This is a genomic window from Rhizobium sp. BK512 (assembly GCF_014194915.1).
Classification (GTDB): domain Bacteria; phylum Pseudomonadota; class Alphaproteobacteria; order Rhizobiales; family Rhizobiaceae; genus Rhizobium.
Window position 1 is genome coordinate 340,715 of sequence record NZ_JACIAS010000003.1, and the last position, 14,167, is coordinate 354,881.

Annotated in this window: 10 protein-coding genes; 6 read left to right on the top strand and 4 right to left on the bottom strand. The window is 60.3% G+C overall.

Annotated elements, in window-relative coordinates:
* Positions 1 to 15 precede the first annotated feature (15 nt).
* A complete protein-coding gene (locus FHX06_RS12495) occupies positions 16 to 1,095 on the top strand; it encodes an ABC transporter ATP-binding protein (protein WP_113212037.1) in 1,080 nt (359 codons plus the stop codon).
* 6 nt (positions 1,096 to 1,101) lie between these two features.
* Here FHX06_RS12495 and FHX06_RS12500 read toward each other — a convergent pair whose 3' ends face one another.
* Together FHX06_RS12500 and FHX06_RS12505 are read right to left on the bottom strand one after the other, a co-directional pair.
* Entirely contained in the window at positions 1,102 to 1,935 is an 834-nt protein-coding gene (locus tag FHX06_RS12500; protein ID WP_113117771.1) for an inositol monophosphatase family protein, read from the bottom strand.
* Positions 1,936 to 2,069: 134 nt separating this feature from the next.
* Positions 2,070 to 3,095, bottom strand: a complete 1,026-nt coding sequence (locus FHX06_RS12505; RefSeq protein ID WP_113015582.1) for a LacI family DNA-binding transcriptional regulator — start codon at positions 3,093 to 3,095, stop codon at positions 2,070 to 2,072.
* A gap of 207 nt (positions 3,096 to 3,302) precedes the next feature.
* On the opposite strand from FHX06_RS12505, the gene FHX06_RS12510 reads away from it, so the two are divergent.
* From FHX06_RS12510 to FHX06_RS12530, 5 genes are all read left to right on the top strand, one after another.
* Positions 3,303 to 4,586: an ABC transporter substrate-binding protein gene (locus FHX06_RS12510; RefSeq protein WP_113202771.1), complete on the top strand. Its 1,284-nt coding sequence runs from the start codon at positions 3,303 to 3,305 to the stop codon at positions 4,584 to 4,586.
* A gap of 123 nt (positions 4,587 to 4,709) precedes the next feature.
* Positions 4,710 to 5,618, top strand: coding sequence for a carbohydrate ABC transporter permease (locus tag FHX06_RS12515; RefSeq protein ID WP_113145084.1), 909 nt, complete (start codon positions 4,710 to 4,712; stop codon positions 5,616 to 5,618).
* The gene (locus tag FHX06_RS12520; protein WP_113212036.1) at positions 5,615 to 6,466 is read left to right on the top strand and encodes a carbohydrate ABC transporter permease; all 852 of its coding nucleotides are present in this window, start codon (positions 5,615 to 5,617) and stop codon (positions 6,464 to 6,466) included. Before FHX06_RS12515 ends, FHX06_RS12520 begins: the two co-directional genes overlap by 4 nt.
* Positions 6,467 to 6,485: 19 nt before the next feature.
* On the top strand, positions 6,486 to 9,077 hold the full coding sequence (locus FHX06_RS12525) for a GH116 family glycosyl-hydrolase (protein WP_183879486.1): 2,592 nt from the start codon (positions 6,486 to 6,488) through the stop codon (positions 9,075 to 9,077).
* Positions 9,077 to 10,180: an ABC transporter ATP-binding protein gene (locus FHX06_RS12530; protein ID WP_183879488.1), complete on the top strand. Its 1,104-nt coding sequence runs from the start codon at positions 9,077 to 9,079 to the stop codon at positions 10,178 to 10,180. Before FHX06_RS12525 ends, FHX06_RS12530 begins: the two co-directional genes overlap by 1 nt.
* A gap of 101 nt (positions 10,181 to 10,281) precedes the next feature.
* Here FHX06_RS12530 and poxB read toward each other — a convergent pair whose 3' ends face one another.
* Complete coding sequence (gene poxB / locus FHX06_RS12535; protein WP_183879490.1) at positions 10,282 to 12,009, bottom strand: ubiquinone-dependent pyruvate dehydrogenase; 1,728 nt, start codon at positions 12,007 to 12,009, stop codon at positions 10,282 to 10,284.
* A 225-nt stretch (positions 12,010 to 12,234) separates the two neighbouring features.
* Positions 12,235 to 14,094, bottom strand: coding sequence for a TPR end-of-group domain-containing protein (locus tag FHX06_RS12540; RefSeq protein WP_113212161.1), 1,860 nt, complete (start codon positions 14,092 to 14,094; stop codon positions 12,235 to 12,237).
* Between the last annotated feature and the right edge of the window lie 73 nt (positions 14,095 to 14,167).

Consider the following 14,167-nt stretch of genomic DNA (forward strand, 5'->3'; position numbering starts at 1 on the left):
AGAAAGGATTTAACAATGGCACATCTGGCGATCGAAGGCGTTTCGAAGAGCTTCGGCCATACCTTTGCCGTCAGCGATTTTTCGCTTGAGGTCGGTGATGGCGAGCTCGTCTGCCTGCTCGGCCCGTCAGGTTCCGGCAAATCGACGTTGCTGCGTATGATCGGCGGTTTTGAACGGCCGACCGGCGGCAGCATCCGCATCGACGCAAAGGATGTAACGACCCTGCCGCCGGAACGGCGCCCAACCGGCATGGTCTTCCAGAGCCATGCGCTCTGGACCCATATGGATGTCTTCAACAACATCGCCTTCGGCCTCAAACTGCGGCACCTGCCAAAGACCGAAATTCGAGAGCGCGTCGAGAATGCCCTCGCTCTCGTCGGTCTCGCAGATTACGGGAAGCGCGCGGTGACTCAGCTTTCCGGCGGCCAGCAGCAGCGTGTCGCACTTGCCCGCTCGCTCGTCCTCGAGCCCAAGATCCTGCTGCTAGACGAACCCTTCGCCAGTCTCGACCAGCATCTGCGCGAGCGGCTGCGTGAGGAAGTGCGCGACATCCAGCAGCGGCTCGGCATCACGACATTGTTCGTCACCCACGGTCAGGACGAAGCCCTGGCGCTTGCCGACCGCATCGTCGTCATGCGCGACGGCCGAACGGAGCAGGTGGCGCCGCCGAGCGTCATCTACCGCGAACCGCAGACGGCTTTCGTCGCCGGCTTTATCGGCTCGATGAATTTCGTCGAGAGCGAGATCCGGGATGGGATCTGCACGCATACGCTTTTCGGTTTTTCCATTCCGGTCGCAAATGGTCCCGTGATAGTTGCGATGCGCCCGGAAGCCCTGACTGTGCATCCGGCCAGCGGAGCGGCAGATGCAATCGTCCACCGCGTCACCGACTTCGGTACGCACAAGATCGTCGATATCGATCTCGCCGATGGCACCAGGCTGAAGGCGATGGTTGCGCCGGGCGATATGATCCGGGCCGGAATGACCGTCGCTCCCAGCTGCTCGGGCTTCTTCGCCTTCCGCGACAATGCGCTGATTCACCAGTCGGCTGGCGCACAGGCGGCTGCGTTAATGCAGCCGCTCCATACAGCTTGAACAGTCTCAGGCTTTCGGCTGAAAACCCTCCCGCAGCCAGGGATAGAGTGGCTTGCTTGCTGCCAGGATGTCGCCTTTGCCGGTCACAGCCGCGCCGGAAAACCGTGTGACGACACCGCCTGCTTCCTCGACCATGAGTGCCGAGGCACCGAAGTCATGGACCGACAGGCCGTCCTCGAAGAAGCCGTCCAGTCGGCCGCAGGCGACATAGGCGATCGAAAGCGCTGCCGAACCGAGCCGACGCACGCCGGCGGTATTGGCCATCAGCCGCTTGACGGCGTCGAAATAAAGCTCTTCCGGGACCGCCTTGACCTGGCCGGGGATCGGCAGGCCGGCGCCAACGAGCACGTTCTGGATATCGGCCACCTCAGCGCAATGGATCTGCTCGCCGTTCAGCCAGGCACCGCCGCCGGCCTCTGCACTGAAGAGTTCGTCCTGCATGGCGTCATAGACGACGCCTGAGACGACGCGGCCGGCCTCGGCGATCGAGATCGTCATGCCGAAATGCGGGATGCCCCAGGCGAAATTGGTCGTGCCGTCGATCGGGTCGATATAGATGACCGGCGCGTCCGCGCTGCCCTGCCGGTTGCCGACCTCTTCCTCGCCCTTGATCGCATAGGCCGGAAACGCGCTCATCATTTCCTCGACGATGATCCGCTCGACCGCGACATCGATTTCCGTCTGGTAGTCGCGCGGTGCCTTGTGGACCATCTCGGCGGCCGTACGCCGTCTAAGGCCATTGCGCGCCGTTTCCCCTGCCTTGAGGGCTGTTTCGGCGAGTACGAGAAGGCGGGGCGAGGCTGCCGGCGACAGGCGCGCGGCGGTCGAAGACGATTTCATGAAGACAATCCGTGTGATGACTGGGGATGGCAGGCGGTTCGGTGTTTCTCATTGCAAATGCGCATGATGCTTTTATAAAGCGCGCGCGCAATGGCATGCGGTGTCGGGTCGACTTTCGTTCTAGACTTCTCAGCTCATGCTTTAGCCCGCTCGCCCGCCGGTGCAGCGCAGGATTCACGAAGGATCAGGTTTGGAGAAAAGATCGTCCGCGCACCGCTTGGCGGCGTCCTGCTGGAGATCTCGCTGAGAAGGGTGGAGATGGCCTGCTGCGCCATATCGAGCACCGGGGCGGCAACGACTGTCGGCGGCGGGTTCATGATGTTAGCAAAATCGAAATCGTCTATCCCGATGACCGAGACGTCATCAGGCACTCTGAAACCCAATTCGCGCAGCGCATTCAGGACGCCGAGCGTCATCATGTTCGATAATGCAAAAATCGCGGTCGGCGGATCAGGTTCGCGCATGCGGCGGATCGTGCTGTCATGCGCACGCGCCTGGTCGAAACGCCCCTCAAGCAACAGCCCCGGATCAACGGGCAGGCCATGGGCGGCATGGGCCTGCATATAGCCGGCAAGACGATCTTCACCGGTGATGATGTTGGCGCGTCCCGCAGTGACGGCGATCCGTCTGTGGCCAAGGCTGATCAGATGTTCCGTGGCCATGCGGCCGGCTGCGATATTGTCGAGCTTGATCACGTCATAGGGCAGGCCCTCGATGAAACTGTCGAGCAGGATCGTCGGCACATGGATCTTGTCGACCATGCGGGCGCCATGCTCGGCATCCGAGCGTGTCGGAATGATGATGAGCCCTTCGACGCGCTGCATGCGCATCATGGTCAGGATCTGCTGCTCGCGGTCGTGATCCTCGCTCGTCGAATAGACCGCCGCCATGTAGCCGGCATTGAGGCAGGCGGACTCGACGACCTTGGCGACCTTGGCAAAATGCGGGTTGGTGATATCAGGCAGGATCAGACCGATCAGCCGGGAGCGGCCCATGCGCAGGCTGCGCGCGCCGCCATGCGGGATATAACCGATGTCGCGGACAGCGGCCTCCACCTTGGCGATCACCTCGTCGCTGACGGGCGCTGAACGATTGAGTGCCGCCGATGCCGTCGATATGGCGACACCCGCTCGTTTCGCCACATCCTTGATGGTGGCCATGCATCCTCCAGCTTTTTCTCAGGCCCTCTTGCCACCGGGCCGTTCTGATGCTCTTATACGAAACGTTTCGACTAAGCAAATGACGCCATGCGGGACCGGGGAGGAACTGGGTCCGCAATATTTCAGTAGGAATACACGAAACGTTTCGACCGGTGGAGGCCGGGATACGTGGCAACGCGCCGGAGGAGGCGCATCAGGGAGGATCACATGCATGAGTTCTCGCGGCGTTCGCTGCTGATTTCGTCTGCCGCTCTTGCTGTCGGCGCAAGTGTCGGGCGCGCCTTCGCGCAATCGGATGTCACGGCGACCCTGAAGATGCAGGGCTTCGGCGGTGACGCCGAGCTATCGGCCATGACCAACGCCATTGCGCGTTTCAACAAGAAATACCCGAACGTCAAGGTCGAGCTTTCCGTCGACCCGATTTCGACGGGCTGGGGCGACTACGTCACCAAGGTCTTCAGCCAGTTCAACTCCGGCCAGCAGGCCGATGTCTACGGCACGGCGATCGAGACCTTCCAGAGCTTCTCGTCGCGCGGCCTCTTTCTGCCGCTCAATGATTTCGTTGCCGCCAATCCCGGCTTCTCGGATTTCGCTCCGAGCCTCTTCAAGCAGTCGAGCTACAAGGGGGATATCAACTATATCCCGATCGGCTGGAACAACATCATGATCAACTACAACAGGGATCTGTTCGACAAGGCCGGCATTGCCTATCCCAAGGACGGCAAGTGGACCTGGGATGAGTTCCGCGACGTCGCCAAGAAGCTGACGATCAAGGATGCCTCCGGCAACGTTACCCAGTTCGGTTATGAAGTGCCGAACCAGAACTTCTTCATCCAGCCCTGGTTCTTCTCGAATGGCACGGGCATCATCAACGACGAGTGGACGGCGTCCAACATGCTCGACCCCAAGGTCGCCGAAAGCCTGCAATTCCTGCATGACCTCATCCATGTCGACGGCGTCTCGCCAATCCCCGGCAAGGATACGATGGACAACCAGTTCATGGCCGGCCAGGTGGCCATGATCAGCCGCGGCCACTGGATCATCCAGAGTGCCAAGAACAACAAGCTCAACATGGATGTCGCCATTCCGCCAAGCAAGGAAACCGACACAACCGTGATCGGCTTCGGCGGCTATGCGGTCGCCAAGACGAGCAAGCAGCCGGATCTTGCCAAGGCGCTGATCCTCGAACTGACAAGCGAGGAAACGCAGAAGGAGGAAGGGGAGAAGGGCGGTGGTGTTCCCGGCCGTAAGTCGGCCGCCGAGACGCCGGGCTTCCTGAGCTTCCCGCCGAGTGCCGCGCTCTATTACCAGACGTTGCCGAACACCAAGGCTGTGCCGTCTCCTGCCAATTTCCAGGAAGTCGAGAAGATCTTCATCCGCTATTACACGGCGATGATGGCCGGCGAGGTCAAGATCGCCGACGGCGTGAAGCAGGCGGATGCCGAGCTCAACGCTTCCTTCGAACGGCTGAAGAAGCGCATGGGCGGCTGATCGATCAAGGGTTCTCACGATCTTCCTCCCGCCGTCGCGGCCGGGTGGCAGGTTGCCGTGACGGCATCTGCCATTCCGGGCGCGGCGAATGACAAACCATGTCCGCTATCCGAACCAGGTGCCATGACCGCGACCATTGAAAGACGCCAGACATCGCAGCTGCGCCGTGCGCAGGCTGCAACCGGCTACCTCTTCGTGCTGCCAGCGACAGTGCTTTATCTGACTTTCGTCATCGCGCCGGTCATCGTCACGACGATCCTCGCCTTTGCCTATTACGATCCCATGCTCGGCTCGCAATGGGTCGGTTTCGACAACTTCATTCGCTTCTTCACCGATCAGCGTTCGCTTCAGATCCTCTGGAACACCCTGCGCTTCGCACTCTTTGCCGTCACGTTCAACGTGTCTATCGGGCTTGTGCTGGCGCTGGCACTGAACCGCGCCATGCCGGGCTGGCTGCTCTATTTCTTCAGGCTCGCCTTCTTCCTGCCCGTCATCATCGCTGCAGCCTTTGTCTCGATCGTCTGGACCTATTTCTACGGCGATGATCTTGGCGTCATCAATTATTACCTGCGGCTCATTGGCCTTCCTGGCGTGCGCTGGCTCACCGATGCCGGCCAGGCCATGACCTCGATCATCATCATGGACGTCTGGAAGAATACCGGCTTCTTCATGATCATCTTCATTGCCGCCCTTCAGGGTGTACCGAAGAACATCCTGGAGGCGGCTGTGATGGACGGGACGCCGGCCTGGCGTCAGTTCTTCCGCATCACGCTGCCCTATATCTCGCCCGTCGTTTTCTTCTGCATCGTCTATGCCTCGATCGGTGCTTTGCAGGTGTTCGAATCTATCGTCATCCTGACACAGGGCGGTCCGGGCGACGCCACGCGCTCGCTGTCTATCCAGATCGTCGAGGAAGGCTTCGGCAGTTTCCAGATCGGCTATGCGGCCTCGATCTCTGTCGTCATGACCGTGATCATCCTCATCATCACGGCAATCCAGCAGATCCTCTCGCGTAAGTGGGTGCAGCAATGAGCAATATGATGCAGACTCGCGCCGCCCAACGCTGGATCGACTGGGCGATCATCGCCACCATGGTGGTGATGGCGATCGGCATGCTCTTGCCGTTCCTCTGGCTGTTCTCGATGTCGTTCCGTCCGGTTTCGGATGCCTACAAGCTGCCGCCGAGCTTCCTGCCGCCGAACTTCGATCTCACCAACTACCGGCAGGTACTGGCCTCGCGTGTACCGTTCCTGGAAATCTACTTCAACTCGGTGATGATCGCCGTCATCGTCACCGTCGGCCAGATGGTGACCTGTACGCTTGCGGCCTTCGCCTTCGCCAGGCTGAATTTCCGCGGCCGCGACACCCTGTTTTTCATCCTGCTCATCGGGCTGATGTTTCCAGCACAGGTGACGATCCTGCCGATTTATCTCGGTTATGCGCGCCTCGGCCTGCTCGACAAGCCGATCGGGCTGGCGCTCATGTACCTCACCTCCAGCTTCGGCATCTTCCTGGTGCGGCAATTCATGCTCAGTCAGCCGAAGGCACTGGAAGAGGCGGCGCTTATGGATGGTGCCGGCTATTTCAAGATCTTCTGGCGGATATCGCTGCCACAGCTTCGCCCGGCGCTCTCGGCGCTCGGCATCATCACCTTCACCCAGACCTGGAACTATTATTTTCAGGCGAAAGTGCTTTTGAGCTCGAATGAATCGCTGACGCTTCCGGTCGCGATGGATGTGCTGCGCGGCTACATGGCGTCAGGCAATCTCTCGGTCGTGATGGCCGCAATGAGCATGTCCATCCTGCCCGTCGTTCTCCTCTTTCTCCTCGCCCAGAAATTCGTGATCGAAGGCATCACGATGAGCGGTATCAAGAACTAACATCAGGGATATTGATTTCATGTGGGATGATCTCGCCTCCATAGAACCCCGCTTTGCCTATAAGGGCGAGCGCACGCGCTATATCGCCTTTCCGCTCGGCGGCATCGGCTCCGGCGGCCTGTCTATCTCCGGCAGCGGCCGGCTGATTGATTGGTCAATCCGCAACCGGCCTGCGCTGCAGGGCTATAACGGCTACTCGCATTTCGCCATCAAGGCCGAGAAGAATGGGGAACTCGTCGATGCCCGCGTGCTGAACGGGCCTTATGACCTGAACCCTTCCGGAGCGCCGGGGCTGCGCAAGATGTTCGATGGCTTCGGTCATGGCGCCAACCGCCAGACGCTGGTCGGCGTGCCGCATTTCCGTGAGGTCGATTTCTACGGCCGCTTCCCGACCGCCGATCTCGTGTTCAGGGATCAGCGTTTTCCGGGCGGTGTCAGGCTGGCGGCATTGAGCCCCTTCATTCCCCACAACGACCGCGATTCCTCGATGCCGGTGGCGATGTTCGAATTCGAGATCGTCAACGATACGGCGGACGAACTGACCTACACGCTTGCCGGCACGCTCGGCAATTACGGCTCGAACAGCGGTATCCATACCTTCAGGCAGGAAGGCGGCATCAGCAGCCTGCATCTGACTTCGTCCGATACGACGTTGTCGGCAACACAACGCGGCGATCTGACGATCGCAACGGACGCTGACGATGTCGACCATACGGACCATCATTATCGGGGCCAATGGTTCGATGATCTCTCTGTCTACTGGAAGGAGTTTGCAAGACCCGGTCGCCTGCCGAAACGGCACTATGATGAGCCTCGCACCTCTCGACATATGAGCCTGCAACCGGAACACGGCACGCTCGGTGCCCGCTTCGCCGTCGCCCCTGGCGAACGCAGGAAGGTGCGCTTCGTCATCACATGGAACTTCCCGCATGGGGATGTCTATTGGGCCTATCGCGACAAGCCGGATGGCGCCATTCCCGATCGGCCGACGCCGAGCTGGACGAACTATTATGCGACGCAATGGGCAGATTCCACCGCTAGCGCCACCGAGGCGCTAACATGTTGGGACACGTTGCATGCGAATACCGCGGCCTTTCGCGATGGATTGTTCGACACAACGCTTCCGGCGGAAGTCAAGGATGCGGCGAGTGCGACCCTGGCGCTGCTGCGCACTGCCACCTGCATCCGCCTGGAAAATGGCGCGCTCTGGGCCTGGGAGGGCCAGCATGCCCAGGATGGCTCCTGTGAGGGAACCTGCACCCATGTCTGGAATTACCAGCAGGCGGTCTCGCACCTCTTTCCCGCCATCGAGCGGACGCTGCGTGAGACCGAATTTACCTATAATCAGTTGCCGACCGGGGGGCTGACCTTCCGCCAGAAGCTGCCGCTGGGTTCCGGCTTCGATATTATCGGCCCCTGCGCCGACGGCCATTTCGGTGCGATCATCAAAACCTACCGGGACTGGAAGCTCTGCGGCGATACGGATTGGCTCCGCCGCTACTGGCCTAGTGTCAAACGGGCGATCGAATATGCCTGGTCGTCCGAAAACCCTGACCGCTGGGATCCCGACCAGACCGGTATTCTCTCCGGCCGCCAGCATCAGACGCTCGACATGGAACTGTTCGGCCCGAATTCTTGGCTCGCCTCCATGTATGTGGCGGCCCTGCTCGGTGTTTCCGAAATGGCGGCGGTCCTCGGCGACACGGAACTGTCGGAAAAGACGGCGCGCATGGGCAAGGCTGGTGCGGCCTACATCAATTCCGAGCTCTTCAACGGCCGCTGGTTCATCCAGAAGGTCGACCTCTCTGACAAGGGCGTGCTGATACCCTTCGATGTCGGCCGCGCGGCCGGGGTCCTCGCCGACGGTTTCATGGAAACCTATTGGTCGGAGGAGTTTCAGGAGCTCAAATATCAGATGGGCGAGGGCTGCATTTCCGATCAGATCCTCGGCCAGTGGCATGCTGAGGTCGCCGGTATCGGCGGGTTCCTTGATGCAGACAAGGTGAGGACCGCGCTGAAATCGGTGCACAGGAACAATTTCCGCCCGACGCTTGAGGATCACTTCAATCCCTGCCGCAACTATGCCTATGAAGACGAGGCAGGGCTTTTGATCGCAACCTATCCTGAAGGCATCCGCCAGCCGATGGTCGCGGCTCCCTATGCCGAAGAAGTCTGGACCGGCATCGAATATATGGCTGCCTCGCATCTCATCATGCACGGCCTTGTCGAAGAGGGCATGGATATCGTCTGCGGTGCGCGTAACCGGCATGACGGTTCGCGCCGCAATCCCTGGAACGACATCGAATGCGGTTCCTATTACGCACGCTCGATGTCGGCCTGGCAGTTGGTCAATGCCTTCTCGGGGCTCACCGCCGATTTCGTCTCGGGCACGCTCGCCTTCACACCGAAAGTGAAGGGCGATTATCGTCTGTTTTGGTCAGCCGGCAGCGCTTTCGGCACATTGACCCGCGAAGGTGACGGCCTCATTCTCGCCGTGCTCGGAGGCAACCTCAATGCCGCCGAAATCTCGGTGGACGGGCTGACGCATCGTCTTGCGAGCACGACGTCCATCGCAGCGGGCCAGTCGATCGAACTTAAGACGGTGGCATAATGGCCGGTATTGAACTCAGGGCAGTCCGCAAGGCCTTTCAAAGTCTCGAAGTCATACACGGCATCGACCTGACTATCGCCGACGGTTCGTTCACCGTCTTTGTCGGGCCTTCGGGCTGCGGCAAGTCGACCCTGCTGCGCATGATGGCAGGGCTGGAGGAAGTCACGTCGGGGGAAATCCGCATTGATGGCATGCGCTGCGACCATCTTCTGCCATCCGCGCGCGGCATGGCGATGGTCTTCCAGTCCTATGCACTTTATCCGCATATGAGCGTCGAGCAGAACCTCAAATTCGGCCTGGAGAATCAGAAGCTCGCCAAACCGGAAATTACCGCCCGCGTCGCCAAGGCGGCCAATATTCTGCAGATCGAGCACCTTATGGCCCGTCGCCCGAGCCAGCTTTCCGGCGGCCAGAGCCAGCGCGTCGCGATCGGGCGCGCCATCGTCAAGGAACCGAAGGCCTTTCTCTTCGACGAACCGCTCTCCAATCTCGATGCCGAGCTGCGTGTGAAGATGCGCGGGGAACTGATCAGCCTTCATCGGCGGCTGAAGTCGACCATGGTCTACGTCACCCATGATCAGGTTGAGGCAATGACCATGGCAGACCAGATCGTCGTGCTCAACGAAGGCCGCATCGAACAGGTCGGCCCGCCGATCGAGCTATACGCACGCCCGGCCAACCTCTTCGTCGCCCGCTTTCTTGGTGCGCCGCCCATGAACCTTCTCACGGGCCGCATCGCGCGCATTGGTGGCCTGATGGGGATTACGCTGGAGGACGGCACCCATATTCCCTTGCCCGGTCGGCAGGTCGATCTGCCTGACGGCGCTCCGGTCACGTTCGGCGTAAGGCCCGAACATTGCGAGATCGGGGAGGGCAGCCTGGAGATCACTGTCGGCGACACCGAAATCCTTGGATCGGAAACGATCATCCACGCCGAGACTGCGACCGGAAATGGCTTTACCGTGGCACTGCGCGGCATCAGCCGGGCAGCCGCCGGCGCACGAATACCGATCGTCATCCGCGAGTCTTTCGTTCATTTGTTCAACGAGGCCGGTGTGACGATCGGTTCAGACGGTGATTGGCGTGATGCCTATCTGAACTGAACCAAGCTTAAAGCAGCCACTGCAGTATCGGTCGGTGCCGAGTCCTTGATGGGCTCTTTCCCGCAGGCTATTCCGGCGCCGACCGACGGCAGCATTCGACGTCAGCGAGACAGGAAGTTTGAGACCGTCAGGTCGACGAGTTCGTCTCCACGGCCGTTCATCACCGCGCGAATGGCCCAGAGACCGAAACCTTTCACCTGCGCCGCTTCGATCCGGGGTGGCATCGACAGTTCCTGCGTATTGGTGACGACGTCGAGCAGTGCCGGACCAGGATGCGCCAGAATTTCCCTGATGGCACCGTCGAGTTCGCCCGCGCTCTCCACGCGAACGCCATGGACTCCCGCCGCCCGAGCAACAGCTGCAAAATCCGGATTCTTGAGTTCGGTACCCGTCTCGAGGAAGCCTGAAGCCTTCATTTCCATTGCCACGAAACCGAGAACGGAATTGTTGAATACAACAACCTTCACCGGCAGGTTCTGTTGAACGAGCGTCAGGAAGTCGCCCATCAGCATGGCAAAGCCGCCATCGCCGGACATGCTGATGATCTGGCGTCCCTTGTATGTTGCCTGCGCCCCGATCGCCTGAGGAAGTGCGTTGGCCATCGATCCGTGAACCAGGGATCCGATGAGGCGACGCTTTCCGTTCATTTTCAGGTAGCGGGCCGCCCAGATCGTGGGGGTTCCGACATCGAAGGTGAAAACCGCATCGTCGGACGCATGCTCGCTCAGAAGGCGTGCCACATATTGCGGATGAATCTTGCCGCCCTCTCGGCCTGTGGCGAGGTCGTCGAGACCCTCACGTGCCTTCCTGTAGGCGGCAAGGCAAGCATCGAGATGATCCCTGTCGGTTCGCTCCGTCAGCTTCGGCAGCGTTGCCGCCAGTGTCGACTTGACGTCGCCGACGATTGCAAGATCGAGCGAGGCCCGGCGGCCGAGATTCTCCGGTCGAATATCCACCTGCACAATCTTGGCGTCGGTTGGGTAGAACTGCCGGTATGGGAAATCGGTGCCGAGCATGAGAAGCGTGTCGCACTCCAGCATGGCCTTGTAGCCCGAGGAGAAGCCGATCAGACCGGTCATGCCGACATCGAAGGGATTGTCCCACTCGACATGTTCCTTGCCGCCGAGCGCGTGGACAACAGGCGCCTTCAGCCGGTCCGCAAAGGCGATCAACTCGTCATGCGCTCCTTCGCAGCCGCGTCCACACAGAAGGGTAACCTTCGAGCTGTTGTTGAGTAGTTCCGACAGTCGATCGATCTGATCGTTCGCCGGCACGACGTTCGGTTGGGCCAGCGTGAGTGCGGCCGGTGTCGAAATCTTCGCCGTGAAATCGGTCAATGCCACGTCGCCCGAAATGACCACGACGGCAACGCCTCGCTTTCCGATGGCGGTGCGAATGGCCGTTTCGATGACTGCGGGCAATTGCTCGGGATGGCTGACAAGCTCGCAATAGTGGCTGCATTCCCGGAAAAGCTGGTCCGGATGCGTTTCCTGGAAATAGCCCCTGCCGATTTCGGCCGACGGTATCTGGGCGGCAATGGCGAGGACCGGGACGCGTGAGCGATGGCAATCGAACAGGCCGTTGATGAGGTGGAGGTTGCCCGGGCCGCAGCTTCCGGCGCACACGGCCAGTTCGCCGCTGAGATGAGCTTCGGCCCCGGCCGCAAAAGCGGCTGTCTCTTCATGGCGGGTATGAACCCACTCGATGTCGCCTCTCTTTCGCAGCGCTTCCGTGAGCCCGTTCAAGCTGTCGCCGACCACCCCATATATCCGCTTGACGCCGGCCGAATGCAGCACCTCTGTCAGGACATCAGCTACTTTGGATTTCATCGAAAGGCTCCCGGGCTCTGGGTTTCAGGTGAATGGTAAAAGGAAGCTAGGCCTCGCTCTGAGCTTCTCAACCCGGAGAGATATCAGAGTGGTGGAGACACCCAACTGGACCTTGGTATAGGCGCTCGCCGTGAAAGGGCCGCTTGCCTGATATCCCGTGGAACGGCCTGCCAGCCGAGCGCACAGGCGCGCTCGGCTCTCCCATTAGCGTCCTTTTATCGCGACCTATGCCTCGATCCGTTCCCGCCCCTTCATCGCTTCCGCGACAAGTTTCATGAAACGCGGATCCTTGCGCAGGTTGTCCAGGTCTGAATCATGAGTGAACCATTTGATATGGTAGACCGAAGTGCGGGGCAGCAAGCCCTCCAGGATATCGATCGCACGTTCCACATGGCCGAGCACGGAGTGGACGCAGGCGAGATTATATTGGGCGACGATATCATCGGGATCGATGGCGCTCGCCCGAGCGGCCCAGTCGCAGGCTCGCGCTGCTTCGCCGAGATGGGCAAGGGCAAGCGCGCCGCGATGGGCGGGGCCGGAATTTTCCGGGTTCTGATTGAGCGCCCGCTCGGCTCTTTCAATACCTTTTCGTGCCCAGCTTTCCCGGTCCGCCGTCCGTCCGAGAGAGTGGTATGAGGACATCAGATGGATCGGCGAAACATAGTCGTCGGGGCGGATTTCGGCGGCGCGGCTAAAGTAATGCACCGCTTCGGCGAAATTCCCGTGCATGAAGAAGATGCGGGCATAGTGGAAATTTGCTTCATAGAGGTTGGGATCGAGGGAAAGCGCCCGTTCGAAGCATGCCGTTGCCTCGTCGTCCTCGCCCTTCTGATGCAGTGCGAGGCCGCGGGAGGCATGGGCCTCGGCGAGGTCGGGATCGAGTTCCAGGGCCTTGGCGCTCATGGCGAGGATGCGCTCCAGGGGCACATCGTCGGGGGCCCAGTCGCGGATCGCTGCATCGCAATCGGCAATGCCTGCATAGGCACGGCCATAATCCGGATCCAGTTCGACGGCCTTGTAGAACATGCGCCGGGCAAGCTGCAGATAGGACTTGGTCCAGCTATGGGAGAGCTGTCGGCCTCTCAGGTAGTAGGTATAGGCCTCGACATTGGCCGTCGGCTCGGCGGCAATGGCCTTGCGCTCTTCCGGCAGCAACCGCACCTTCAATTGGCTGACGATCGCGTTGGTGATCTCATCCTGGATGGCGAAGATATCGGTGAGGTCTCGATCAAAGCGTTCGGCCCACAGATGATCACCGTTCGCCGTGTCAATCAGCTGGCCGGAGATGCGCACCCGCGTGCCGACGATGCGCACACTGCCTTCCAGCATGTAACGCACGCCGAGTTCCTGGGCGACCTGCTTCACCCTCACCGATGTGCCCTTGTACGTGAAGACGGTATTGCGCGGCACAACATGGAGGCTGGAGACCTTGGAAAGATCGGTGATGATGTCCTCGGTGATGCCGTCGGAGAAGTAATCCTGATCGGCATCGCCGCTCATGTTGGTGAAGGGCAGGACGGCGATGAAACAGGTATTGCGGTTCTGCGCGACAAAGCGGGTAGAACTCGGCTTGTCGAAGGAAACCGTGTAAACCTGCACCGGCTGCCGGATGTTTTTGAACACGTGTTCACCTAAAAAATCGAAGCCGAGATTGAGGCGTGTACCGACTTGATCCCGCACGATTGCCGACACCGCAATGCCGCCGGCCGGAGCAATACCTTCCAGACGCGCGGCAACGTTGACGCCGTCGCCGAAGATATCGTCATTTTCGACGACGACATCGCCGAGATTGATGCCGATGCGGAATTCGACGCGCTCTTCCTTGGCCACGTTTTCATTGCGCACGGCCATGGTGCGCTGGATTTCTGCGGCGCAGGCCACGGCGTTCACGACGCTCTGAAACTCGGCCAGGATGCCGTCGCCGGTCAGCTTGACGATGCGGCCCTTGTAATCGGATATGCGGATGTCGACCAGTTCGCAGCGATGGCGGTTCAAAGCCTGCAGAGTGCCCGTCTCGTCTATGCCCATGAGCCGGCTGTAACCGACCACATCGGCAGCGAGGATGGCACTCAATCGCCGCTCCATGATCCTCTCCATGGATTGTCTCATGTCAGTGTCTCGCTTTTTCCAGATTTTGACCGCGCTAGGGCTCCCTCCC

What these genes read in the sequence shown, in the direction of transcription:
- FHX06_RS12510 (WP_113202771.1), top strand. Translation starts at nt 3,303, where the DNA reads ATGCATGAGTTCTCGCGGCGTTCGCTGCTGATTTCGTCTGCCGCTCTT.
- FHX06_RS12530 (WP_183879488.1), top strand. Translation starts at nt 9,077, where the DNA reads ATGGCCGGTATTGAACTCAGGGCAGTCCGCAAGGCCTTTCAAAGTCTC.
- FHX06_RS12540 (WP_113212161.1), bottom strand. Translation starts at nt 14,094, where the DNA reads ATGGAGCGGCGATTGAGTGCCATCCTCGCTGCCGATGTGGTCGGTTAC.
- FHX06_RS12505 (WP_113015582.1), bottom strand. Translation starts at nt 3,095, where the DNA reads ATGGCCACCATCAAGGATGTGGCGAAACGAGCGGGTGTCGCCATATCG.
- FHX06_RS12515 (WP_113145084.1), top strand. Translation starts at nt 4,710, where the DNA reads ATGACCGCGACCATTGAAAGACGCCAGACATCGCAGCTGCGCCGTGCG.
- FHX06_RS12525 (WP_183879486.1), top strand. Translation starts at nt 6,486, where the DNA reads ATGTGGGATGATCTCGCCTCCATAGAACCCCGCTTTGCCTATAAGGGC.
- FHX06_RS12500 (WP_113117771.1), bottom strand. Translation starts at nt 1,935, where the DNA reads ATGAAATCGTCTTCGACCGCCGCGCGCCTGTCGCCGGCAGCCTCGCCC.
- FHX06_RS12495 (WP_113212037.1), top strand. Translation starts at nt 16, where the DNA reads ATGGCACATCTGGCGATCGAAGGCGTTTCGAAGAGCTTCGGCCATACC.
- FHX06_RS12520 (WP_113212036.1), top strand. Translation starts at nt 5,615, where the DNA reads ATGAGCAATATGATGCAGACTCGCGCCGCCCAACGCTGGATCGACTGG.
- poxB (WP_183879490.1), bottom strand. Translation starts at nt 12,009, where the DNA reads ATGAAATCCAAAGTAGCTGATGTCCTGACAGAGGTGCTGCATTCGGCC.